The organism is Streptomyces sp. NPDC048637, assembly GCF_040650675.1.
Lineage (GTDB): Bacteria > Actinomycetota > Actinomycetes > Streptomycetales > Streptomycetaceae > Streptomyces.
Window position 1 is genome coordinate 50,039 of sequence record NZ_JBEZHQ010000033.1, and the last position, 21,711, is coordinate 71,749.

15 protein-coding genes are annotated in these 21,711 nt (G+C 72.1%); 12 read left to right on the plus strand and 3 right to left on the minus strand.

Features of this window, described 5'->3' with window-relative positions; genetic code table 11:
* Positions 1–334 precede the first annotated feature (334 nt).
* Complete coding sequence (locus tag AB0C46_RS30990) at positions 335–1,354, minus strand: Gfo/Idh/MocA family oxidoreductase (protein ID WP_362831880.1); 1,020 nt, start codon at positions 1,352–1,354, stop codon at positions 335–337.
* Between the two features lie 272 nt (positions 1,355–1,626).
* The gene (locus AB0C46_RS30995) at positions 1,627–2,547 is read right to left on the minus strand and encodes a sugar phosphate isomerase/epimerase (RefSeq protein WP_362831882.1); all 921 of its coding nucleotides are present in this window, start codon (positions 2,545–2,547) and stop codon (positions 1,627–1,629) included.
* 365 nt (positions 2,548–2,912) lie between these two features.
* On the opposite strand from AB0C46_RS30995, the gene iolC reads away from it, so the two are divergent.
* From iolC to AB0C46_RS31045, 10 genes are all read left to right on the plus strand, one after another.
* The gene (gene iolC, locus AB0C46_RS31000; RefSeq protein WP_362831884.1) at positions 2,913–3,905 is read left to right on the plus strand and encodes a 5-dehydro-2-deoxygluconokinase; all 993 of its coding nucleotides are present in this window, start codon (positions 2,913–2,915) and stop codon (positions 3,903–3,905) included.
* A 66-nt stretch (positions 3,906–3,971) separates the two neighbouring features.
* Positions 3,972–4,859, plus strand: a complete 888-nt coding sequence (locus AB0C46_RS31005; protein ID WP_362831886.1) for a deoxyribose-phosphate aldolase — start codon at positions 3,972–3,974, stop codon at positions 4,857–4,859.
* Between the two features lie 30 nt (positions 4,860–4,889).
* Entirely contained in the window at positions 4,890–5,783 is an 894-nt protein-coding gene (gene iolB, locus AB0C46_RS31010) for a 5-deoxy-glucuronate isomerase (protein WP_362831887.1), read from the plus strand.
* Positions 5,780–7,696, plus strand: a complete 1,917-nt coding sequence (gene iolD / locus AB0C46_RS31015; RefSeq protein WP_362831888.1) for a 3D-(3,5/4)-trihydroxycyclohexane-1,2-dione acylhydrolase (decyclizing) — start codon at positions 5,780–5,782, stop codon at positions 7,694–7,696. The genes iolB and iolD overlap by 4 nt, the downstream gene beginning before the upstream one ends.
* A 38-nt stretch (positions 7,697–7,734) precedes the next feature.
* Entirely contained in the window at positions 7,735–9,228 is a 1,494-nt protein-coding gene (locus AB0C46_RS31020; protein ID WP_362831890.1) for a CoA-acylating methylmalonate-semialdehyde dehydrogenase, read from the plus strand.
* A 230-nt stretch (positions 9,229–9,458) separates the two neighbouring features.
* The gene (locus AB0C46_RS31025) at positions 9,459–10,598 is read left to right on the plus strand and encodes a hypothetical protein (protein WP_362831891.1); all 1,140 of its coding nucleotides are present in this window, start codon (positions 9,459–9,461) and stop codon (positions 10,596–10,598) included.
* Positions 10,599–11,006: 408 nt separating this feature from the next.
* Positions 11,007–11,540 (plus strand): GNAT family N-acetyltransferase, encoded by a 534-nt coding sequence (locus tag AB0C46_RS31030; RefSeq protein WP_362831917.1) that lies wholly within the window; start codon positions 11,007–11,009, stop codon positions 11,538–11,540.
* Positions 11,541–11,803: 263 nt separating this feature from the next.
* A complete protein-coding gene (locus tag AB0C46_RS31035) occupies positions 11,804–13,051 on the plus strand; it encodes a HAMP domain-containing sensor histidine kinase (protein WP_362831918.1) in 1,248 nt (415 codons plus the stop codon).
* 181 nt (positions 13,052–13,232) lie between these two features.
* A complete protein-coding gene (locus AB0C46_RS31040; RefSeq protein ID WP_362831893.1) occupies positions 13,233–15,935 on the plus strand; it encodes an alpha/beta fold hydrolase in 2,703 nt (900 codons plus the stop codon).
* On the plus strand, positions 15,932–16,792 hold the full coding sequence (locus AB0C46_RS31045; RefSeq protein WP_362831894.1) for an ABC transporter permease: 861 nt from the start codon (positions 15,932–15,934) through the stop codon (positions 16,790–16,792). The genes AB0C46_RS31040 and AB0C46_RS31045 overlap by 4 nt, the downstream gene beginning before the upstream one ends.
* A gap of 111 nt (positions 16,793–16,903) precedes the next feature.
* On the opposite strand, the gene AB0C46_RS31050 is transcribed toward AB0C46_RS31045, so the two are convergent.
* Positions 16,904–17,920, minus strand: a complete 1,017-nt coding sequence (locus AB0C46_RS31050) for an alpha/beta hydrolase-fold protein (RefSeq protein WP_362831895.1) — start codon at positions 17,918–17,920, stop codon at positions 16,904–16,906.
* Between the two features lie 266 nt (positions 17,921–18,186).
* On the opposite strand from AB0C46_RS31050, the gene AB0C46_RS31055 reads away from it, so the two are divergent.
* Entirely contained in the window at positions 18,187–20,301 is a 2,115-nt protein-coding gene (locus AB0C46_RS31055) for an FUSC family protein (RefSeq protein ID WP_362831896.1), read from the plus strand.
* Positions 20,302–20,451: 150 nt separating this feature from the next.
* On the plus strand, positions 20,452–21,531 hold the full coding sequence (locus tag AB0C46_RS31060) for a rod shape-determining protein (RefSeq protein WP_362831898.1): 1,080 nt from the start codon (positions 20,452–20,454) through the stop codon (positions 21,529–21,531).
* Positions 21,532–21,711: the final 180 nt, after the last annotated feature.

Sequence of the window (21,711 nt, forward strand, 5' to 3'; positions counted from 1 at the left end):
GGACGTTGGTGTGGGGGCATGCGGACGGACAGGTGGACAGGCAGGTGCACGGGCGGGTGGAGGGACAGGTGGACAAGGAGGTGGAGGGGCGGGGTGGCGTCGGGGGTGACGTACATGGTGCGGGGCCTTTCGGTGGACCAGGGGGCGCGGGCGCGGCCCGGGGGCGGGCGGCGCACCGGGGCGGGTACGGCGTGATTCCGTGACGGGTACGGCGTGCGTCGGCGACGAGTGCGGCGTGCATCGGCGACGGGTACGGCGGGCGTCGGCGCCGGGGCGCGCCTTGGCGGCGGGCCGCCGCGCCCCGGCGTCGGCGAGGCGCGACGTCAGCGGTGCCTCACCCGTACAGCGCGGGCCGTTCGATCAGGTCGACCGCCACCCGCTCGCCGGTCGTCTGGGCGCGCACACCCGCCTCGCACACCGCGGCCGCGGCATAGCCGTCCCAGCAGCTGGGGCCCTCGACCTCGCCGCGCCGGGTGGCGTTCACCCAGCGCTGCACCTGCCGGTCGTAGGCCTCCTCGAAGCGCTCCACGAAACCCGGGGTGATCGCCCCACCCCACCGGCCCGCGGTGTTGCTGAACACCCCGTGGTCGTCACCGATCCTGGCCGTGCCGCCCTCGCAGACCGCCTCACAGCTGACCTGGTATCCGAAGCCGCAGTTGACGAAGATTTCGGTGTCCACGACCTGGCCGCCCGCGGTCTCGAAGAGGATCAGCTGGGGGTCGCTGAGGCCCTCCGGGGCGTTGCCGGTGGGGGCCGGGCGCAGCACCCGCACCGCGGTGATCTCCTCCTCCAGCAGCCAGCGCGTCACATCGATCTCATGGACCACCGAGTCATTGATCATCATCGCGTTGGTGAAGCCGGGCGTGCTGCCGGCGTTGCGGTGCTTGTTGTGCAGCATCAGCGGACGGCCGTAAGTGCCCTGGTCCAGAAGGGACTTGAGGGTGCGGTAGTCGGCGTCGTAGCGGCGCATGAAACCGACCTGGACCCGGCGGTGCCCCAGCGCCTGCTCGGCCTCCAGCACCCGCAGCGCGGAGGCGGCGTCCGGTGTCAGCGGCTTCTCGCACAGCACGGGCAGATTCCGTGCGAAGGCGTCCAGCAGCGCCGCCTCGTGCGCGGGTCCCGGCGAGGCGATCAGTACGGCGTCCACCCCGGGGTCGTCCATGGCGGCTGCCGGGTCGGTGTAGGGGGTGCACCCTTCGATGCCGTCGGCGAGGTGCTTGACCCGCGCCGCGTCGATGTCGACCACCGCCGCCACCCGGGCGCCACTGATCACCTCGTTGATCCGGCGTACGTGGTCGGCGCCCATCCGGCCGGTGCCGATGACCGCCACGCCCAGCGTTTCGTGCAAAGTCATGTTGTCCACGAGTCCTTACATGCTACGGAGTGTGAGATACCCTGGGAACCGACTACTCTCCGTAATCGTTGCCGGGGTATGAGGAGGAGGCGTCGCGAGGCGGGCGCGTACGGGATGCGCGGGTGCCGGGCATACGCGCACGGGACGTATGCGTACGTCGCGTACGGGACGGTGCACGTACGGGACGGTGCACGTACGGGACGGTGCACGCACGGGATATGTACGTGTAGGCCCTGACCGCCATCACTGCACCCGCATGAGGCGCGTGCGGCTCATGCGCCGCAGGAGCGCAGGAAGCGGCGGGTTCGCTCGGCGATGGGGAAGGGCTGGTCGGGCGGGCAGGGGTACATGTCCTGCTCGACGATGGCGAAGAGGTCGACATTCAGTTCCTGGGCGGCCTCCAGGACGGGCGGCAGCGCCGGTACGCCGAGCGGCGGTTCACACATCACGCCCTGCTTGACGGCGGGGCCGAACGGCGTGCCCTTGGCGACGACCTCGCTGAGGATGTCCGGGTCGGCCTGCTTGAGGTGGAGGTAGCCGATCCGCTCACCGTAGGTGCGGATCAGCTTGACGCTGTCGCCGCCGCAGTAGGCGTAGTGGCCGGTGTCCAGGCAGAGGTTGACCAGGTCGGAGTTGGTGGCGTGCAGGAACCGCTCGACGTGCTCCTCGGTGTCGATATGGGTGTCCGCGTGCGGGTGGACGACGATGTCCAGCCCGAACTCGTCCCGTACCCGCTTGCCCAGCCGCTCCATGCCGGTGGTCAGATGCTTCCACTGCTCCACGGTCAGCTCGCGCGGCTCGATCTCCTCGGCGGTCTTGTCGTCGCGCCAGAAGGACGGGATGACGACGAGGTGCCCCGCGCCCATCGCCTGGGTGAGGGTGGCGACCTCGGAGACGTGGGCCCAGGTCTTGTCCCAGACGGACGGGCCGTGGTGCAGCGAGGTGAAGATCGTGCCGGCCGAGACCTGCAGGCTGCGGCGGGCGATCTCGTCGCGCAGGACGGCGGGGTCGGTGGGCAGGTAGCCGTACGGGCCGAGTTCGATCCACTCGTACCCGGCCTCGGTGACCTCGTCCAGGAAGCGCTGCCAGGGGACCTGCTGGTCGTCGTCGGGGAACCAGACTCCCCACGAGTCGGGGGCGGAACCGACGCGGATGCGGTCCAGGACGGGCTGGGCGGCATGGGGAACGGGCATGCTGCGGCTCTCCTCTCGCCGGTCGGCGGTGACCGGGAGGCGCTGGGGTGGGGTTGTGGGGCACAGCCTCTCTGCCGCCCCGGGGAGTGTCAAGACTTCGTCCTGACATAAGGACTTAAGGACTTTGTTGCTCGGCGTGTGCCGGGAGTGTGCTGCCGGCGGGCGCGCCCCTGGGGTGCCGGCGGGCGCGCCCCCGGGGTGTGCGGGCGCGTTCGTTCCGGCTGCCCTCGTGTCGGTCGTTCATGTTCTCCCTGACGTCAGTATGTAAGGACAAAGTGTTGACAGGGCCTGGCGCTCCCCGTTAGACCTTTCCTCGGAGCCGAACCCGCCGAACCCGCCGCGCCGGCCGACCCGAAGGGGCGCACATGACCCAGCCGTACGACCTGATCACCATGGGCCGCATCGGAGTCGACATCTACCCGCTGCAGACCGGTGTGCCGCTGGCCCAGGTCGAGACCTTCGGGAAGTTCCTCGGCGGCTCCGCCACCAATGTCGCGGTGGCCGCCGCCCGGCTCGGCCGCCGCAGCGCGGTCATCAGCCGTACCGGCCGCGACCCGTTCGGCGACTACCTCCACCAGGCGCTCCGCGACTTCGGCGTGGACGACCGCTGGGTGACCGCCGTCGACGCCTACCCGACACCGGTCACCTTCTGCGAGATCTTCCCGCCGGACGACTTCCCGCTCTACTTCTACCGCCGCCCCAAGGCCCCCGACCTGGTCATCCGCCCCGAAGAACTCGACCAGGACGCCATCGCGGCCGCCCGGATCTTCTGGGTCACCGGCACCGGACTCTGCGAGGAGCCCAGCCGCGGCGCCACCCTCGCCGCACTGGAGGCCCGCGCCAAGGCGGGCCCCACCGTCTTCGACCTCGACTGGCGGCCGATGCTCTGGGGCGGCGAGGGCGGCGCCTCCGGGGACGGCGGGGCGACCGGCGCCGCGGCGAGGGCCACCGCCCGCCCGTACTACGAAGCCGCCCTGCGCCACGCGACCGTCGCGGTCGGCAATGTCGACGAGGCCGAGGTCGCCACCGGACTGCGTGACCCCGAGGCCTGCGCCCGCGCGCTGCTGGACATGGGCGTCGAACTCGCCGTCATCAAACAGGGCCCCAAGGGCGTGCTCGCCGTCCACCGTGACGGCCGCACCGCCGAGGTCCCGCCCACCCCCGTCGAGGTCGTCAACGGCCTGGGCGCCGGCGACTCCTTCGGCGGGGCGCTGTGCCATGGGCTGCTCGCCGGCTGGGAGCTGGCGCCGATGATGCGGTACGCCAACGCCGCGGGCGCCATCGTCGCCTCCCGCCTCGCCTGCTCCTCGGCGATGCCGACGGCGGACGAGGTCGACGCGTTCCTCGCCGGCCGGTGACCCCTTGCCGGGCCCGCCCGGTGGCCGCACCCCTCCACCTGTGCACTCAAGAAGGTGAGTTGAGCCTTGACTCCTCGGATCAGTGACCTCGCGACGCTGCGGGCCCGGCACCCCGAAGCCGTCGCGGAGGCCGCCGCCCGCCGCACCCGTCGCCCGCTCCTCGGCGACAGCGGACGGCTGATGATCGTCGCCGCCGACCACCCGGCCCGTGGCGCGCTTGCCGTCGGTGACCGGCAGCTCGCCATGGCCAACCGCTTCGACCTGCTCGAACGCCTGGTCCTGGCGCTGTCGCGGCCCGGCGTGGACGGGGTGCTCGCCACCGCCGACATACTTGAGGACCTGCTGCTGATCGGTGCCCTCGACGGCAAGGTCGTGATGGGCTCCATGAACCGCGGCGGCCTGGCCGGCGCCTCCTTCGAGATGGACGACCGGTTCACCGGCCACCGCCCCGAGGACCTCGCCCGGCTCCGCTTCGACGCCGGCAAACTGCTGCTGCGCATCGACTACCGCGACCCCGGCTCGCTGACCACGCTGGAGGCCACCGCCCGCGCCATCGACGCGATGGCCGAGCGGCAGCTCCCCGTCTTCGTCGAGCCGTTCCTCTCCTCCCGGGCGGACGGCGCGGTCCGCAACGACCTCAGCGCCGCGGCCGTCACCCGCTCGGTGGCCATCGCCTCCGGACTGGGCGGCACCTCCGCCTACACCTGGCTCAAACTGCCGGTCACCGACGACCCCGACGCCATGGCCCGGGTCTGCGAGACCACCACCCTGCCGACCGTGCTGCTCGGCGGCGACATCGGCAGCACCGTCCAGGACCAGGAAGCCGCCTACGAGAAGTGGCGCAAGGCGCTGCGGCTGCCGACCGTGCAGGGCCTGGTCGTCGGCCGCTCCCTGCTCTACCCGGCCGACGGGGATGTCGCGGCCGCCGTGGACACCGCCGTAGGCCTGCTGTGAACGCCGCGATTTCCGCAGGAGACTCGACATATGAGCACTGAATTCCATCTGGGGGCCGGAGCCGCGGCAGCGGGTCCGTACGCCCTGGACATCGACCCGAAGCGGGCCGGCTGGGACTACTCCTCGCTGCGCGTCCTGGACCTGCCGCCCGGTGCCCACCACGCCTTCGCCACCGGCGACAGCGAATGGATCGTGCTGCCGCTGTCCGGCGGCTGCACCGTCCGCACCGATGACGGCGCGGCCTTCGAACTGACCGGCCGGGAGAGCGTGTTCAGCGGGGTCACCGACTTCGCCTACGTACCGCGCGACGCCCAGGCCGAGATCGCCACCGCGGCCGGCGGCCGCTTCGCGCTCACCGGCGCCCGCTGCGAGAACCGCCTGCCGGCCCGCTACGGCGCCGCGTCCGGCGTCCCCGTGGAGCTGCGCGGCTCCGGCACCTGCTCCCGCCAGGTCAACAACTTCGGTGCGGCGGGCACCTTCGCGTGCGACCGGCTCATCGCGGTGGAGGTGCTCACCCCCGGCGGCAACTGGTCCTCCTACCCGCCGCACAAGCACGACGAGTGCCGCCCAGGTGAGGAGTCCGAACTGGAGGAGATCTACTACTTCGAGATCGAGTCCGCACACGGCACGGACGGCGTCGGCTACCAGCGTGTGACCCCCTCGGGGCACGGCCGCGGCACCGATGTCCTGGCCGAGGTCCGCAGCGGTGACGCCGTCCTCATCCCCGACGGCTGGCACGGCCCCTCCATCGCCGCGCCCGGCCACGCCATGTACTACCTCAATGTCATGGCCGGTCCCGGCGCCACGCGAGAGTGGCTGATCTGCGATCACCCCGACCACGGCTGGATCCGCTCGACCTGGCCCGAGCAGCCCGTCGACCCCCGCCTCCCCCTCTACGAAGCGCCCGCAGGAGACGCCCGATGAACGCTCCGACGACGCGCCGGCTCACGGTCGCGCAGGCCCTGGTCGCCTTCCTCGCCCACCAGTACACCGAGCGGGACGGCCGCCGGCACCGCCTGATCAACGCCTGCTGGGGCATCTTCGGCCACGGCAATGTCGCCGGTCTCGGCCAGGCCCTGCTGGAATCCGGTGCCGCGTCCCACCAGGGGGCACCCCCCGGCCCCCCGGTGCTCCCGTACCTCCAGGGCCGCAACGAACAGGCCATGGTGCATGCCGCCGTCGGCTACGCCCGGCAGCGTGACCGGCTCTCCGCCCAGGCCGTCACCACCTCCATCGGCCCCGGCGCCACCAACCTCGTCACCGGTGCCGCGCTCGCCACCGTCAACCGCCTCCCGGTCCTGCTGCTGCCCGGAGACACCTTCGCCGGCCGGACGGCAGACCCCGTCTTGCAGCAGTTGGAAGTCCCGCATGCGGGGGACGTGTCGGTCAATGACGCGCTGCGCCCGGTCTCCCGCTACTTCGACCGTGTCACCCGGCCCGAAGCGCTGATCTCGGCCGCTCTCCAGGCCATGCGGGTGCTCGCCGACCCCGTCGACACCGGTGCCGTCACTCTCGCGCTGCCGCAGGACGTCCAGGCCGAGGCGTACGACTGGCCGGAGGAGTTCTTCGCCGACCGGGTCTGGCGCGTCACCCGGCCCGCTCCGGACGCCGATGCCCTCGCGGAGGCCGTATCCGCGATCCGTGGCGCGCGCCGGCCGCTGCTGATCGCGGGCGGCGGGGTGCACCACTCCGAGGCCGAGGATGCGCTGTGCGCCTTCGCCGACGCCACCGGCATCCCGGTCGCGTCCACCCAGGCCGGCAAGGGCTCGCTGCGCCACGACCACCCCGCCGACATCGGCGGTATCGGCCACACCGGCACCGCCACCGCCGACGCGCTGGCCCGCGAGGCCGACCTGGTCATCGGCGTCGGCACCCGCTACACCGACTTCACCACCGCCTCCGCGACCCTCTTCGCCGCGCCCGGCGTGCGCTTCCTGAACCTCAACATCGCCCCCTTCGACTCCCACAAGCTCGGCGCCGCCTCCCTCGTCGCCGACGCCCGCGCCGGACTCGAAGCGCTCACCAAGGAGCTGTCCGGACACCGCGTCGACGCGGCGTACGAGGCCGGCTACGGAGCGGCGAAGGCGGCCTGGGAGCGCCGCGTGGATGCCGCGTTCGGCGCCGGGGACGCCTCCGTACGGCCCTCGCAGACCCAGGTCCTCGGCGCGCTGGACGCCATCGTCGACGACACCGACATCGTCATCAACGCGGCCGGGTCCCTCCCCGGTGACCTGCACAAACTCTGGCGCGCCCGGTCCCGCAGGCAGTACCACCTCGAATACGGCTACTCCTGTATGGGCTATGAGATCCCCGCCGCGATCGGCGTGCGGATGGCCGCCCCCGACCGGCCGGTGTGGGCGCTGGTCGGCGACGGTACGTATCTGATGAACCCCACCGAGATCGTCACCGCGGTCCAGGAGGGCATCCACATCAATATCGTCCTGATCCAGAACCACGGCTACGCCTCGATCGGCGGGCTCTCCCAGGAGACCGGCGGCGAACGGTTCGGCACCGACTACCGATTCCGCGCCGCGGACGGCACGTACACCGGTGCGCCGCTGCCCGTCGATCTCGCGGCCAACGCCGCCTCGCTCGGTATGCAGGTGCTGCGGGCGGCCACAGTCGGTGAGCTGCGCGCGGCGCTCGCCGAGGCGCGTGGCGCGAACCGGCCCACATGTGTCTATGTCGAGACCGAAACGGCTGACACTGTGCCGGGCGCACCGGAGGCCCAGGCCTGGTGGGATGTCCCTGTTGCCGAGACCGCGACACGTCCGGCGGCGGTGGCCGCCCGCGAGGCGTACGACCGGCACGCCGCAGGGCGCCGCCGCCACCTCTGACCCCAGCCCGAAGTCGTCAGCCCAGAAAGGCCCCCCGCATGAAGACCATCAGCCACTGGATCGGCGGCAAGCCCGTCGAGGGCGTCTCCGGCAACTTCGGCCCGGTCTACAACCCGGCCACCGGCGCCCAGGACAAGCAGGTCGCCTTCGCCTCGGTCGACGAGGTCGACGCGGCCGTCCGCGCGGCCAAGGAAGCCTTCCGGACCTGGGGCACCAGCTCCCTGGCCAAGCGCACCTCGGTGCTGTTCAAGTACCGCGAGCTGCTCGACGCGCACCGCGAGGAGATCGCGCAGCTGATCACCGCCGAGCACGGCAAGGTGCACTCCGACGCGCTCGGCGAGGTCGCCCGCGGTCTGGAGATCGTCGAGCTGGCCTGCGGCATCCCGGAGAAGCTCAAGGGCGAGCTGTCCACCCAGGTCTCCACCCGCGTCGATGTGGCGGCGATCCGCCAGTCGCTCGGCGTGGTCGCCGGCATCACGCCGTTCAACTTCCCGGCGATGGTGCCGATGTGGATGTTCCCGCTCGCCATCGCCTGCGGTAACACCTTCGTCCTCAAGCCGAGCGAGAAGGTACCCAGCGCCGCGTTCAAGCTGGCCGAGCTGGCCGCCGAGGCGGGGCTGCCCGACGGTGTGCTGAACGTCGTCAACGGCGACAAGGTGGCCGTCGACGCCATTCTGGAGCACCCGGACATCGCCGCGGTCTCCTTCGTCGGCTCCACCCCCATCGCCCGTTACATCCACACCACCGGCACCGCCAACGGCAAGCGGGTCCAGGCGCTGGGCGGCGCCAAGAACCACATGCTGGTCCTCCCGGACGCCGACCTCGACCTGGCCGCGGACTCCGCGATCAACGCCGCGTACGGCTCGGCCGGTGAGCGCTGCATGGCGATCTCCGTCGTCGTGGCCGTGGGGGAGACCGCCGACCCGCTGATCGGCAAGATCAAGGAGCGCGCCGACAATCTGCGGATCGGCCCCGGCGACGACCCGGCCTCCGAGATGGGCCCGCTGATCACCAAGGTCCACCGCGACAAGGTCGCCTCGTACGTCTCGGGCGCCGCGGCCCAGGGCGCCGATGTCGTCATCGACGGCACCGGCTACACCGTCGAGGGCTACGAGGACGGGCACTGGATCGGTGTCTCCCTCCTGGACAACGTCACGCCGGAGACGGACGCCTACCGCGACGAGATCTTCGGCCCGGTGCTGTCCGTGGTCCGCGTCGAGACCTACGACGAGGCCATCGCGCTGATGAACAACTCGCCGTGGGGCAACGGCACCGCGATCTTCACCCGCGACGGCGGCGCGGCCCGCCGCTTCCAGATGGAGGTCGAGGCCGGCATGGTCGGCGTGAACGTGCCGATCCCGGTGCCGGTCGGCTACCACTCCTTCGGTGGCTGGAAGGACTCGCTCTTCGGCGACCACCACATCTACGGCAACGACGGCGTGCACTTCTACACCCGCGGCAAGGTCGTCACCACCCGCTGGCCGGACCCGTCCGACGGCGGCATCAACCTGGGCTTCCCCAGCAACCACTGAGGACGTCAACCACTGAGGACGTCAACCACGGAGGACGTCAACCACGGAGGACGTCCTGACGGACCCCCGGCCGGACCCCGCCGGCCGGGGGTCCGGCATGTCCGGGCTGCGTGCAAAGTCCGCGGCATCCCTGCCGGGGGCCGTGAAGAGCACCCGGTCCGGCGGAGACCGCGGACCGGCGCGTTGCTACCGTGCTCCCTCGCCGAGCACTGACACAACCGGGGGACGAAATGCACCGATCCATGGCGCTCGCCAAGGGCGCCCGCATCACCGGCGGGGCGTTCTGCCTGCTGTTCTTCCTTTTCACGGCCACCTGGCTGGTCGTGGACCTCAGCGAGTTCGGCATCGACGGGGTCTGGGAATCCTGGACGTATCAGAACTCCGGCGGCACCAACCAGGTCACCAACTCCTTGCACTTCGGGCTGGCCCTGGTCCAGCTGGCGGCGGCATTCACGGCGTTCGCGGGGCACCGGGTGGCGGGCGGACTGCTGGCCGTCGCCACCACCCTGACCTTCGGCTTCGTGCTGCAGGCCCTGGTCAGCGTCGGTAGCCACACCAGCGACGACCGCTGGTTCCGGCACGCCGAAACGGACACCGACACCTTCGACGGTGTCTTCCTCAGCAGCCTGGGGATGTTCCCGCTGTGCCTGATCGCGGGCATCGTGCTGCTCGCCGGGATGCGTTCCTGGCCGCGCCAGAATCCCAGCGACCCGCCGATGCGCCCGGCCAGGACGGCCGGTGTGGCGGCCGGTCTGGTGCTGGGCGCGATGGTGCTGGTCAACCTGGTCTGGCAGGGCTACATGCTGGTGGAGGGCGGCAGTGAGTACTTCGCCCTGTTCTACCTCGGCAAGGGCGCCCTCGGCGCGCTGCTGGGCCTGTCCTCCGGCTGGGCCGCCCTGCTCTTCCTCGCGCTGACCGCGCCGGCCGCGCTCAGCAGCCTGATGCGGGGCCCCGCGGCCCGCGGGCTGGCCATCGGGCTGGCGGTGGTAACGCTGCCCAGTGCCCTGCTGTCGGTGCTCGGGATGGCCCTCAACGGCACCCTGTTCGAGCTGTCGGGCTCCGTGCCGGGCATGAGCATCATCAACCAACTCCAGCTGGCGCTGGACCTGGTCGGATCGGTGGTCCTGCTGGCCGTCATGGGCCGCGGTGAGCCGGTCGCCCCCGCCTGGTACCCGCCGTCCCAGGCCCCGCAGTTCGGCGCGCCCGGCTTCGTCCCGCCGCCCGGCCCGCAGGCCCCGCCGGTCTGGCAGCCGCCCGTCGGCCCGGTGCCCCCGGTCAGCGGTCCGCCGATGCCGCCGCCCGGTGCCCCGCCGATGCCGCACGGTACGCCGCCGCCCCCGCAGGGCGGGTTCGGACCGCCGCAGTACTGACCGGGGCGGGCGGCCCCGGGACCGGTGCACGGAGGGGCGGTGCCCGTCCCGCGGTCCCGGCCCAGCGGCCCCCCCCCGCGCGGAAAACAACTGGGGGCGGCGGCCCGCCGGTTGATACGGTGCGACGGCGCGCGCCCGGAGCGCGATCACTGCCGGACGAGGGAGGTTGATGAATATGGCCCGCCAGACGCCTCATCAGCATGCCCTTGTCCGGGCCGCCGCCTGAGCGGGACGCCTGAGCGCCCGATGTCCTGAGCGCCGATGTCTTGAGCGCCCGATGTCCTGAGCGCGGCCCGGTCGTCGACGAACGACCAGGAGTGACGCGTGTCTTCCTTTCTTTCCCCGGGGTCTCCGGGGTCCCCGGATTCCCTGCATTCCCAGAATCCCCGGCCTGCCCAAGGCCCCCGGATCTCCCCGGATCCGGCCTTTTCGCCGAGCGGTGCGGATCTGCTCACCGCGCGGCTGCTGCTGCGGCCGTGGTCCGACGGTGAGCTCTCCGCCGTGCTCGACGGGGCGCCGCAGCCGCACTGGGCGGCGGACTTCCCCGCCGACGGCGACCGGGTCATCGCCGGTTTCACCGCCGGGAACCCCGACGCCCGCGGCGTGTACGGCCAGCGGCAGATCCTCGAACGGGACGGCGGTCGGGTGGTCGGCGCCATCGGGCTGTTCTGGCCGCCGCGCGACGGGTCGCTGGAGTTCGGCTATGGCATCGTGCCGTCCCGGCGGGGCCGCGGCTATGCCTCCGAGGCCGCCCGCGCCATGGTGGCGTTCGCCTTCACGGCCCCGGGTGTGCACACGGTCTGCGCGGACGTGGAGCGGTCGAACCCGGCGTCCGGCCGCGTCCTGGAGAAGGCTGGTCTGGTGCGCTGGAACAGCGATGACCGGCTCGCGCGATACCGGCTGACGGCACCGGCGCCAGCACCGGAATCGGCCGCCGGCTAGCCCGTATCGGCACGCTGCCTGGGCCGCCCCAAGGGCTTCCCCCGCACCTGCCCGGCGACCGACGGGCCGGTGCGGGCGAGGTCTGTGGGCCGGGAGGTGAGCCGTTGCTTACTGCCGGTTTATGACCCCTTTGTGCAGGATGGCCACTGCCTGGCAACTGACCTGTGCCTTAAGGCGCCTGAGGAAGGATCAGCCGTGTGTTTAACCCTTGCCCCGGTATCTGTCGTGGTGCCCGCTTCGTCGGCTCCTCGGGGCTGAGCGCCATGGCACCCACTTCCCAGGCGCCCGCGCCGGCGACCCCGCCTCCGATGCCCACTGTGAGCCCTGAGCCGCCGCACCGTCCGGCGCCGTGGCTGCGGCCGACCATCCGGATACGGCTCACGCTGCTGTACGGCGGCATGTTCCTGATGGCCGGGGTCGTCCTGCTCACGCTCATCTACATCCTTGCGGCCAAGACCCTCAAGGAGGGCACCCCGGAGTTCCGGGTTTTCGGCACCAACGTCCGGGTGGGCAACATCAGTTGTCCCGGCCTGCCGTCCATCGGCACGGTCGGCGAGATCAACGCGGCGATCAGCGACTGCGTCCGCAACCAGCGCGAACTGGCGCTGCACACCTTCCTCAACCGTTCCTTGCTGGCGCTGCTGGGGCTGACGGTGGTGGCGTTCGCGTTCGGTTATGCGATGGCGGGGCGGGTGTTGTCGCCGTTGGGGCGGATCACGCGGACGGCGCAGCGGGTGGCGGGTTCGGATCTGCATCGCCGGATCGAGCTGGGTGGTCCGGATGATGAGCTCAAGGAGCTGGCGGACACGTTCGATCAGATGCTGGACCGGTTGGACCGGGCGTTCGAGTCGCAGCGGCGGTTCGTGGCGAATGCGTCGCATGAGCTGCGGACGCCGTTGGCGATCAATCGGACGTTGCTGGAGGTGCAGCTGGCTGATCCGGGGGCGTCGCCGGAGCTGGCGCAGCTGGGCAAGACGTTGCTGGCGACGAATGAGCGCAGTGAGCAGCTGGTGGAGGGGTTGTTGTTGCTGGCGCGCAGTGAGAACAGGGTGGTGGACAAGAAGCCGGTTGATCTGTCGGAGGTGGCGGCGCAGGCGGTGGATCAGTCGCGGGAGGAGGCGCATGCCAAGGGGGTGGAGCTGCGGGGGGGCCGCCGGCAGGTGCTGGTGCAGGGCAATGGTGTGCTGCTGGAGCGGATCGCGCTGAATCTGGTGCAGAACGCGGTGCGCTACAACGTGGCGGAGGGGGGTTGGGTGGAGGTGGTCACCGAGCCGCAGCCGGGGTGTGCGGTGCTGGTGGTTGCCAATACGGGGCCGGTGGTGCCGGCCTATGAGGTGGAGAACCTCTTCGAGCCCTTCCGGCGGCTGCGCACCGAGCGCACCGGCAGCGACAAGGGCGTCGGTCTGGGCCTGTCCATCGTGCGGTCGGTGGTGCGCGCCCACGACGGCACCATCACCGCCCGGCCCCGCGAGGGCGGCGGACTGGAGATGCGGGTCCTGCTGCCGCGGTAGGCGTGCGGCCCCTCCTTCGCAGGTGCGCGCCCCGGGTCGGCCGATCCGGACGGCAGGCCCTGGCGCCCCGGGCCTGTACCGCGTCCGTGGTACAGGCGCGCGCACCCTACTCCCCAGGGAGGCCGCCGGGTTCCGCCCGGGGTACCGGCCGCCCGCACCGGCTCCTCCCTAGGATTCACGTATGGCTCTCCGAGGTATCCGACTGCGCGGACGGCGCTGGTACGCCGCCGCGGGCGCGCTGGCCGTCCTCGTAGGAGGCGGCACCTGGGCGGCCGCCTCCTCGGACGCCGCGCCCGCCGTCCACCGGACGGACCGGCTCCTGACCATGCCGGAGAGGCCCGGCAGTACGAAGAAGGTGCGGATCGACACCTCCTTCTTCACCGCGCAGGGCCACTCCGCGGGGCGGCGGCCCGCGGTGCTGCTCGCCCATGGCTTCGGCGCCAGCAAGGCGAACCTCCGCCCCCAGGCCGAGCAGCTGGCCCGGGACGGCTACGCCGTACTGACCTGGTCGGCGCGCGGTTTCGGGAAGTCCACCGGCAAGATCGGGCTGAACGACCCGGACGGTGAGGTCGCCGACGTCCGCCGGCTGATCGACTGGCTGGCCGAGCGCCCCGAGGTGCAGCTCGACAAGGACGGCGACCCCCGGGTGGGGGTGGCCGGCGGCTCTTACGGCGGTGCGATCTCGCTGCTGGCGGCCGGCAACGACCGGCGGGTCGACGCCATCGCCCCGCAGATCACCTACTGGAACCTCGCCGACGCCCTCTTCCCCCATGGCGTGTTCAAGAAGCTGTGGGCCGGGATCTTCTTCACCACCGGCTCGGCGGGCGCCCCCACCGGCTCCGCGGGTGCCGCGCCCACCACGTCCGGGGGCTGCGGGAGATTCGAGCCCGCGCTGTGCCGGATGTACGAGCGGGTCGCTGTCAGCGGCAGGCCGGACGCCGCGGCCCGTGCCCTCCTGGCGGACCGCAGCCCGTCCGCCGTCGGCGACCGCATTAAGGTGCCGACCCTGATCATGCAGGGCCAGACCGACTCGCTGTTCCCGCTCGACCAGTCCGACGCCCTCTACAAGAAGCTCCGTAAGAACGGTGCACCGGTCGACGTCGACTGGATCTCCGGCGGGCACGACGGCGGGGACCGGGAGGCCGCCCGCCTGGAGGGACGGACGAAGGCCTGGTTCGACCGCTATCTCAAGGGCGACAAGCACGCCGGCACCGGGCCCGCGTTCCGGATCAGCCGCACCGGGGGAGTGGACTCCACCAACGGCGCGGTGCGGCTGCGCGGCGCGGGCGCGGACCGCTACGCCGGACTGGAGAACGCGCCACGGCGGATCCGGCTGGCCGGCCGTACCCAGACCTTCAGCAACCCGCCCGGCGCCGGACCGCCGGCGATCTCCGCGGTGCCCGGGGTCGGCGCGCTCGGCAACCTCTCCTCGCTGGGCGCCGGCGGACTGTCCCTGGACTTCCCCGGCCAGTACGCCCGCTTCGAATCGGCGCCGCTGCGCACCCCCGTCCATCTCACCGGCAGCCCCACCGCCACCGTCCACGTACGGTCCGACAGCCCGGACGCGGTGTTCTTCGCCAAGGTCTACGACGTCTCACCGGACGGCCGCCGCCAGGTGCTGCCGTCCCAGCTCGTCACGCCGTACCGGATCAAGGACGCCCACGACGGCCGGACCGTGCGGCTCCGGATGCCCGCCGTCGACCATGACTTCGCGGCCGGCCACCGGCTGCGGCTGGTGCTCTCCGCCACCGACCTCGGCTATGCCTCACCGGCCGAACCCGCCGCCTACACCGTCTCCCTGCCGGACGGCACCCTCAGCGTGCCCACCGCGCCCCACGTACGCAGCGCCGCCGCCCCGCTGCCCGCCTGGACCTGGGCGCTGCCCGCCGCGGCCGCGGCCATCGCCGCGCTGCTGCTGCTCACCGCCCGCCGCCGGACCGCGGCGCCCGCGCCCGACCCGGCACTCGCCGAGGTCCCGCTGCAGATCAGCGACCTGAGCAAGCGGTACGCCAGGTCCACCACCCGGTATGCCGTACGGGAGTTGTCCTTCCGTGTCGAGAAGGGGCAGGTGCTGGGCCTGCTGGGGCCCAACGGCGCCGGCAAGACCACCACCCTGCGGATGCTGATGGGGCTGATCACGCCCGACGAGGGCGAGATCAGGATCTTCGGGCAGGCCATCCGGCCGGGCGCCCCGGTGCTGTCGCGGGTCGGCGCGTTCGTCGAGGGCCCCGGCTTCCTGCCGCATCTGTCCGGCCGCGCCAACCTCGACCTGTACTGGCAGGCCACCGGCCGGCCCGCCGCCGACGCGCACCTCGACGAGGCACTGGAGATCGCCGGTCTCGGCGACGCCCTGGAACGCGCCGTGCGCACCTACTCGCAGGGCATGCGCCAGCGCCTCGCTCTGGCCCAGGCCATGCTCGGCCTGCCGGATCTGCTGATCCTCGACGAGCCGACGAACGGGCTCGACCCGCCGCAGATCCGGGAGATGCGCGACGTGATGATCCGCTACGCCGCCGCCGGACGCACCGTCATCGTCTCCAGCCATCTGCTGTCCGAGGTCGAACAGAGCTGTACCCATCTGGTCGTCATGGACCGCGGCCGGCTGGTGCAGGCCGGTCCGGTCGCCGAGATCACCGGCTCCGGCGACACCCTGCTGATCGGTGTCGCGGAGGAGATCGGTGACGCCGTGGTGGAGAAGGTGGCCGCACTGCCGGGCGTCGCCTCGGCCGTACGCGCCGAGGGCGGCCTGCTCGTACGGCTGGACGGACTCGGCACGCCCCAACTGCTCGCCGGACTCCTCCGGCTGGAGGTCCCGGTGGACCGCATCGGCCCGCACCGACGCCTGGAGGACGCCTTCCTCACCCTGATCGGAGGGGACCGATGACCGCGACCCCCACGGCACGCGCGCCGGGCTACCGCCCGCGCCGCACCCTCCCGCTGCGCGTCGAGGCCCGGCGCCAGCTGCGGCGCCGCCGCACGCTGGTGATCGCCGCCATCCTGACGCTGCTGCCGTTCGTACTGGTGGCGGCGTTCGCGATCGGCGGCGACCCGGACAGCCGCAGCAACGGCCGGATCACCCTCATGGACAGTGCCACCGCGTCCGGCGGCAACTTCGCCGCCACCGCGCTGTTCGTCTCCGCGGGTTTTCTGCTGGTGGTGCCGGTGGCCCTGTTCTGCGGTGACACGGTCGCGTCGGAGGCGAGCTGGTCCTCGCTGCGCTATCTGCTCGCCGCGCCGGTCCCACGGGCCCGGCTGCTGCTGAGCAAGCTCACCGTCGGGCTGCTGTTCAGCGCCGCTGCGATGCTGCTGCTGCCGCTGGTCGCGCTGGGCGTGGGCAGCGCCGTGTACGGCTGGGGCCCGCTGCAACTGCCCACCGGCGGCGCGCTGTCCGCGGGCGAGGCGGTGCCGCGGCTGGCGGTCGTGGTCGGCTACCTCTTCGTCAGCCAGCTGGTCACCGCGGCGCTGGCGTTCTGGCTGTCGACGGTGACCGACGCACCGCTGGGCGCGGTCGGCGGCGCCGTCGGGCTGACCATCGTCGGCAATGTCCTCGACCAGGTCACCGCCCTCGGCACCTGGCGCAATGTACTGCCCGCGCACTGGCAGTACTCCTGGGCGGACGCCCTGCAGCCCCGGATGGAGTGGTCCGGGATGATCCAGGGTTCGGCGGTCTCGGTGGCGTACGCCCTGGTGCTGTGCGCGCTGGCGTTCCGGGGGTTCGCGCGCAAGGACGTGGTGTCGTGACGGCGGGGTGACCGGTGTGGTGACGGCGGGGTGACCGGTGTCGTGACGGCGGAGTGACCGGCGGGCCGGCACCCCGGCACCCGTCCCCGGGGCCGGACCCGGCCGGCCCCGTCAGGCGGTCGGCCCCTGCATGTGCGCACTGACCCAGCGCATCGTGCCCTCGCCCAGGCCCCGCACATAGGTCTCCGCGCTGTGGGTGCCGCCCGGCACGATCTGCAGCCGGGTGTGCACCGGACCGTGCCCGTACTGTGCGATGAACCTGCGGACCTTCGGCAGCACCGTGTGCTCTCTGGAGCCGTCCTGGAAGGCGAGGTAGACGTCCGGTCCGCCGCGCGCCATCAGCCGGCGGGCCAGTACCTCCGGGTTGTTCTCCCGCTTCTCCTCGGCGTGGCCGCTCCACAGTGGTGAGTCGGGCAGGATGTCCGGCCCGTTGGGTATCGCCACCTTGAACGTGTCCGGGTGCTGGAGCACGTTCTTCAGCGCCGCGAAGCCGCCCGACGAGGAGCCCATGATCGCCCAGGCGTCGCGGGTCCTGAGGGTGCGGAAGTTCTGCCGTACGAGGTCGGGCACGTCCTGGCTGAGCCAGGTGCCGGTCTTCGGCCGGCCGGGTATGTCACTGCCGTCGTAGTAGTGCTTGTCATCGGGGTTGAGCACCGGCATGACGACGATGAACGGCAGGCTGCTGCCGTTCCTGGACCACCGGGCGAGGTTCTCCTGCAGTTTGAGGTCGGCGCCGGTCCAGTAGTTGACGGGGTAGCCGTACGAGCCGGGCAGCACCTCCATCACGGGGAAGCCCTTGTGTGCGTTCCGCTTCTCGTAGTACTCCGGCGGCGCCCAGACCCAGACCTTCCCGGTGACGCCCGACTTCGGGCCCCGCAGGGTGGTCACGCCGATCGGGGTGTCCTCGCCGGCCCCGCCGACCCGGCTCTCCTCCTCGAAGGTGATCGGCCGCGTGGGCCACTGCACCAGCGACCGTTTCGCCGGCGTGGTGTGCAGCGCGGGGCCCGCCTGGGGGCCGCCGAACCGTATGGGGGAGGCCTGGGAGGCGCTGGTGCCGCAGCCGGCGGTGGTGACGAGAACGGTCAGGGCGATCAGCGCGATCACCGGACGGAACAGGGCTTTGCGCACGGGTCCTTCTCCTTGCCGGACACCCGGGACTTGTCCCGGCTGGGGAGCAAGAGGGAAGGGGAGCGGCCCCCGGTTTCCCCGCCGGGGTGTCGGCTTCCTCGCACCGCCCGCCGGAATCCGGGCATCCCCTTTGTGACCTGGGATGTTCTGTGCGCAGCGGAAGGCGGTTTTACCGGGATTTTCCCGGTGTGCAGGGCGGGACGCGGGGGCGCTGAGCCCGCTCCGGCCATACCGGAACCCCCGCCTCCGGCCCGTATCCTCTCGCTATGACCTGGTCGCGTGCGCTCAAGGAAGCCGCCCGCTCGGGGCTGACCATCGAGCGGACCAAGCTCACTCCGCTGATCGCCATCCGCGGCTCGGCCGGCGTCGCCATCGTCATCGGGCTGTGCCTGTGGCGCGGTGACCCGGCACTCGCGGTCTCCTCCGCCTTCGGCGCGTTCTCCTCCGGCATCGTCACCTTCCAGCGCAGCATGCGGCCCCGCCCGGTGCTCGCACTCGCCGTTGCCGGGGCGCTGGCGGTCTCCACCTTCCTCGGCTATCTGGCCGCCGCCCATGTCGTCGCCTTCGTCCTGCTCCTGGCCGGCTGGACCTTCCTGGCGGGCATGGCCTGGGCGATCGGCCCGGTCTCCGGGCTGGCCGGCACCCAGACCGTGGCGATCATGCTGGTCACCGTCACCCTGCCGACCTCCGTCCTCGGCGCGGCGGAACACGCCGCCCTGATCTTCTTCGGCGGCCTCGTCCAGGCGACCCTCATCGTGGTCTTCCCGGTGCGCCCCTGGGGCGTCCAGCGCGACGCGCTCTCCGACGCCCTGGCCGCCGAGGCCGACTACGCCCGGCGGCTGCGGCACGACCCGGTCGCCGCGTTCGACCCGGCGCCCCTGATGGACGCCCGGCTCGCCTCCGCCGTGACCCCGCGTCAGGCCAGACGCCGCCCCGTACAGCTGCACGGGCCCCGCGGCCTCGCCGAACGCGTCCGGCCGGTCCTCGCCTCCCTCGCCGACCCGGTCGTCGGCGCCCCGCTGGAAGGGCCCGAACGCGACCGGGCCCGCGACCTGCTGGACGCCGCGGCCACCGTCCTGGACGCCGTCGCCCACGCCGTACGGCACGCCAAGCCGGTCCGGCTGCCCCCCGAGGCGATGGCCACCCTCGAAATCCCCGCGACCGGCCCGATGCTCCACGGGGCCGCCCGCCGCTCCGCCTACCGCCTGATCTCCCTGCTCGCCGACGCCGTCGAACTCACCGATGAGCCGGTCGAGGCTACCCGCCCCACCACCGAGGCCGAACGCGGCCATCTGCTGCGCCCCAGCGTCCCCAAACTGGTACCGGGCGCCCTGCGCGCCCTGCACCGCGAGGCCCGCTGGACCTCGCACATCTTCCGGCACGCCCTCCGGGTCGCCGCGGTCGCCGCCGCAGGCTATCTGCTGGGCACCGCGCTCCCGTTCGGCCACGGCTACTGGGCGCCGCTCGCCTCCGTCATGGTGATGCGCCCCGACTTCGCCCAGACCTACTCCCGCGGCGTCGCCCGCTTCAGCGGCACCCTCGTCGGCGTCGGCATCGCGGGGGCGCTGATGGCCGTGGCGCATCCGAGCAGGTATGTCAGCGCCGGGCTGGCCGTGGTCTGCGTCGGGCTGATGTATCTGCTGATGCGCACCGGCTTCTCGGTGACCTCGGCGTGTGTGGCCGCCTATGTCGTCTTCCTGCTCGGCATCGCCGGTGCCGGCTGGGAACAGACCGTCCAGGAACGCGTCGTGCTCACCCTCCTCGGCGGACTGCTCGCGATGCTGTCGTACGCGCTGTTCCCCGCCTGGGAGACCCCCAAGCTCCGCGACCGCCTCGCCGACTGGCTGGCGGCCAACGGGCAGTACGCCCTGGCCGTGTTCGACCTCTACGCCACGCCCGCCGAACGCCGCCCCCGGCAGGTCCGCGACGCCCTGCTGGACTCCCGTGCGGCCCGCGTCGCCTGGGAGGAGAGCGAGGCCCGCGCCGAGAAGGAGCCCGTACGCCACCGCGGCCTCTCCCTCGCCTCGGCGAAGGCGGCCAGCGCCGCGCTCGCCACCATGGGCCGGGTCACGATGATCCTGGAGGTCCACCTCCCCGAACGGGATGCCGCGTCCTCACCGGGTGCCACCGCGTTCGCCTTCGAACTGCGTGCCACCCTGGAGGAGGCCACCGTGGCCGTCCGGGAACGGGGCGAACTGAACTGGAGCGAGCTGCGCGCCGTATGGGAGAGGTGGGACGCGGAGGACGCGAACCGCGGTGTCGCCCTGCGCGTCGCCGACCTGCTCCTCGACGCCCTCGACGACCTGGCCGAGGCACTGTCCAGGGAGCCGGACACGGACAGCCGGACGGCGCACGGAACGGAGGAGAACAGCGGCCGGTGAAGGAGAGGGACGGCGCGGAGGGGAACCATTCCGCGTCCCCAGTAGTCTTAACAATTGCCCGCAATGATCACCATTGGTAGCCCATGGGGTTGTCTGCAGCGCAATGCCCCCAGGAACCCACCCCGTCGCGAGAGAGCACACGAACTCCCCATGGCGTCCAGCACTTCGTCCGGTACGTACGACATAGGCATCGACCTCGGCACGGCCAACACCCTGGTGTACGCCCGCGGTAAGGGCGTGGTGCTGAACGAGCCGTCCGTCGTCGCGGTCAACGCCGCCGGTGAGGTGATCGCCGTGGGCGTGGAGGCCAAGCGGACCATCGGTCGTACCCCGTCCGGGATCACCGCGATGCGCCCCCTCCGCGAAGGTGTCATCGCCGACTTCGACGCCGCCGAGCAGATGCTCCGCGCCCTGATGAAGAAGGCCCTGCCCAGCCGCCGCTTCTCCCGGCCGCGGGTGGTCATCTGCGTCCCCTCCGGCATCACCGGCGTCGAACGGCGCGCGGTCATCGATTCCGCCCGGGGCGCCGGCGCCCGCGAAGTGCACCTCATCGAAGAGCCGATGGCCGCCGCGATCGGCGCCGGGCTCCCGGTCGACGAGCCGGTCGGCTGCATGGTGGTGGACATCGGCGGCGGCACGACCGAGGTCGCCGTCGTCTCCATGGGCGGCCTGGTCACCGCCCAGTCCGTACGGGTCGCCGGTGACGCCCTGGACTCCGCCGTCAGCGCCTACATCAAGAAGAAGCACTCCCTGGACATCGGTGAACGCACCGCCGAGGACATCAAGATCGCGATCGGCTCGGCGGTCTGGACCCCGATCGACGTCGACGAGGACGGCGAACCGGAGCGCCCGTCCACCTACACGGTCCGCGGCCGCGACCACGTCAACGGCCTGCCCCGCATCCAGGAGATCACCGAGGAGGAGATCCGCGAGGCACTGGCCGAACCCGTCGACGCGATCGTCCGCGCCGTCCACCGCACCCTCGACGACTGCCCCCCGGAGCTCTCCGGCGACATCGTCGAGCACGGTATCGCCCTCACCGGCGGCGGCGCCCTGCTCCGCGGCCTGGACCGGCGGCTGCGCCAGGAGATGGGCGTCCCGGTCCGGGTCGCCGACGAGCCCCTGGACTGTGTGGTCAACGGCACCGCCAAGTGCGTCGACGAATTCGCCACCCTGCACGGCCTGTTGACGGGCGCGAAGGAACAGCCGAGGCGGACGGTGCGGCTGTAGGGGCTTCCCCGAGGACGGTGCGGCTGCAGGGGTTTCCCCGAGGAGGCGCGGCCCGGCGGCCCCCGGTACGGGTTTGCCGATCCGGCAAGAATCCTCGCGCCCGCCGTACGGACAGCGCCATGATCGTGGGCGGAGCTGCCAGGGCGACAGCGGGTCATGACGACCCGTCGGCCCCGCGCC

What these genes read in the sequence shown, in the direction of transcription:
- AB0C46_RS30990 (WP_362831880.1), bottom strand. Translation starts at nt 1,354, where the DNA reads ATGACTTTGCACGAAACGCTGGGCGTGGCGGTCATCGGCACCGGCCGG.
- AB0C46_RS30995 (WP_362831882.1), bottom strand. Translation starts at nt 2,547, where the DNA reads ATGCCCGTTCCCCATGCCGCCCAGCCCGTCCTGGACCGCATCCGCGTC.
- iolC (WP_362831884.1), top strand. Translation starts at nt 2,913, where the DNA reads ATGACCCAGCCGTACGACCTGATCACCATGGGCCGCATCGGAGTCGAC.
- iolB (WP_362831887.1), top strand. Translation starts at nt 4,890, where the DNA reads ATGAGCACTGAATTCCATCTGGGGGCCGGAGCCGCGGCAGCGGGTCCG.
- iolD (WP_362831888.1), top strand. Translation starts at nt 5,780, where the DNA reads ATGAACGCTCCGACGACGCGCCGGCTCACGGTCGCGCAGGCCCTGGTC.
- AB0C46_RS31020 (WP_362831890.1), top strand. Translation starts at nt 7,735, where the DNA reads ATGAAGACCATCAGCCACTGGATCGGCGGCAAGCCCGTCGAGGGCGTC.
- AB0C46_RS31025 (WP_362831891.1), top strand. Translation starts at nt 9,459, where the DNA reads ATGCACCGATCCATGGCGCTCGCCAAGGGCGCCCGCATCACCGGCGGG.
- AB0C46_RS31035 (WP_362831918.1), top strand. Translation starts at nt 11,804, where the DNA reads ATGGCACCCACTTCCCAGGCGCCCGCGCCGGCGACCCCGCCTCCGATG.
- AB0C46_RS31040 (WP_362831893.1), top strand. Translation starts at nt 13,233, where the DNA reads ATGGCTCTCCGAGGTATCCGACTGCGCGGACGGCGCTGGTACGCCGCC.
- AB0C46_RS31045 (WP_362831894.1), top strand. Translation starts at nt 15,932, where the DNA reads ATGACCGCGACCCCCACGGCACGCGCGCCGGGCTACCGCCCGCGCCGC.
- AB0C46_RS31055 (WP_362831896.1), top strand. Translation starts at nt 18,187, where the DNA reads ATGACCTGGTCGCGTGCGCTCAAGGAAGCCGCCCGCTCGGGGCTGACC.
- AB0C46_RS31060 (WP_362831898.1), top strand. Translation starts at nt 20,452, where the DNA reads ATGGCGTCCAGCACTTCGTCCGGTACGTACGACATAGGCATCGACCTC.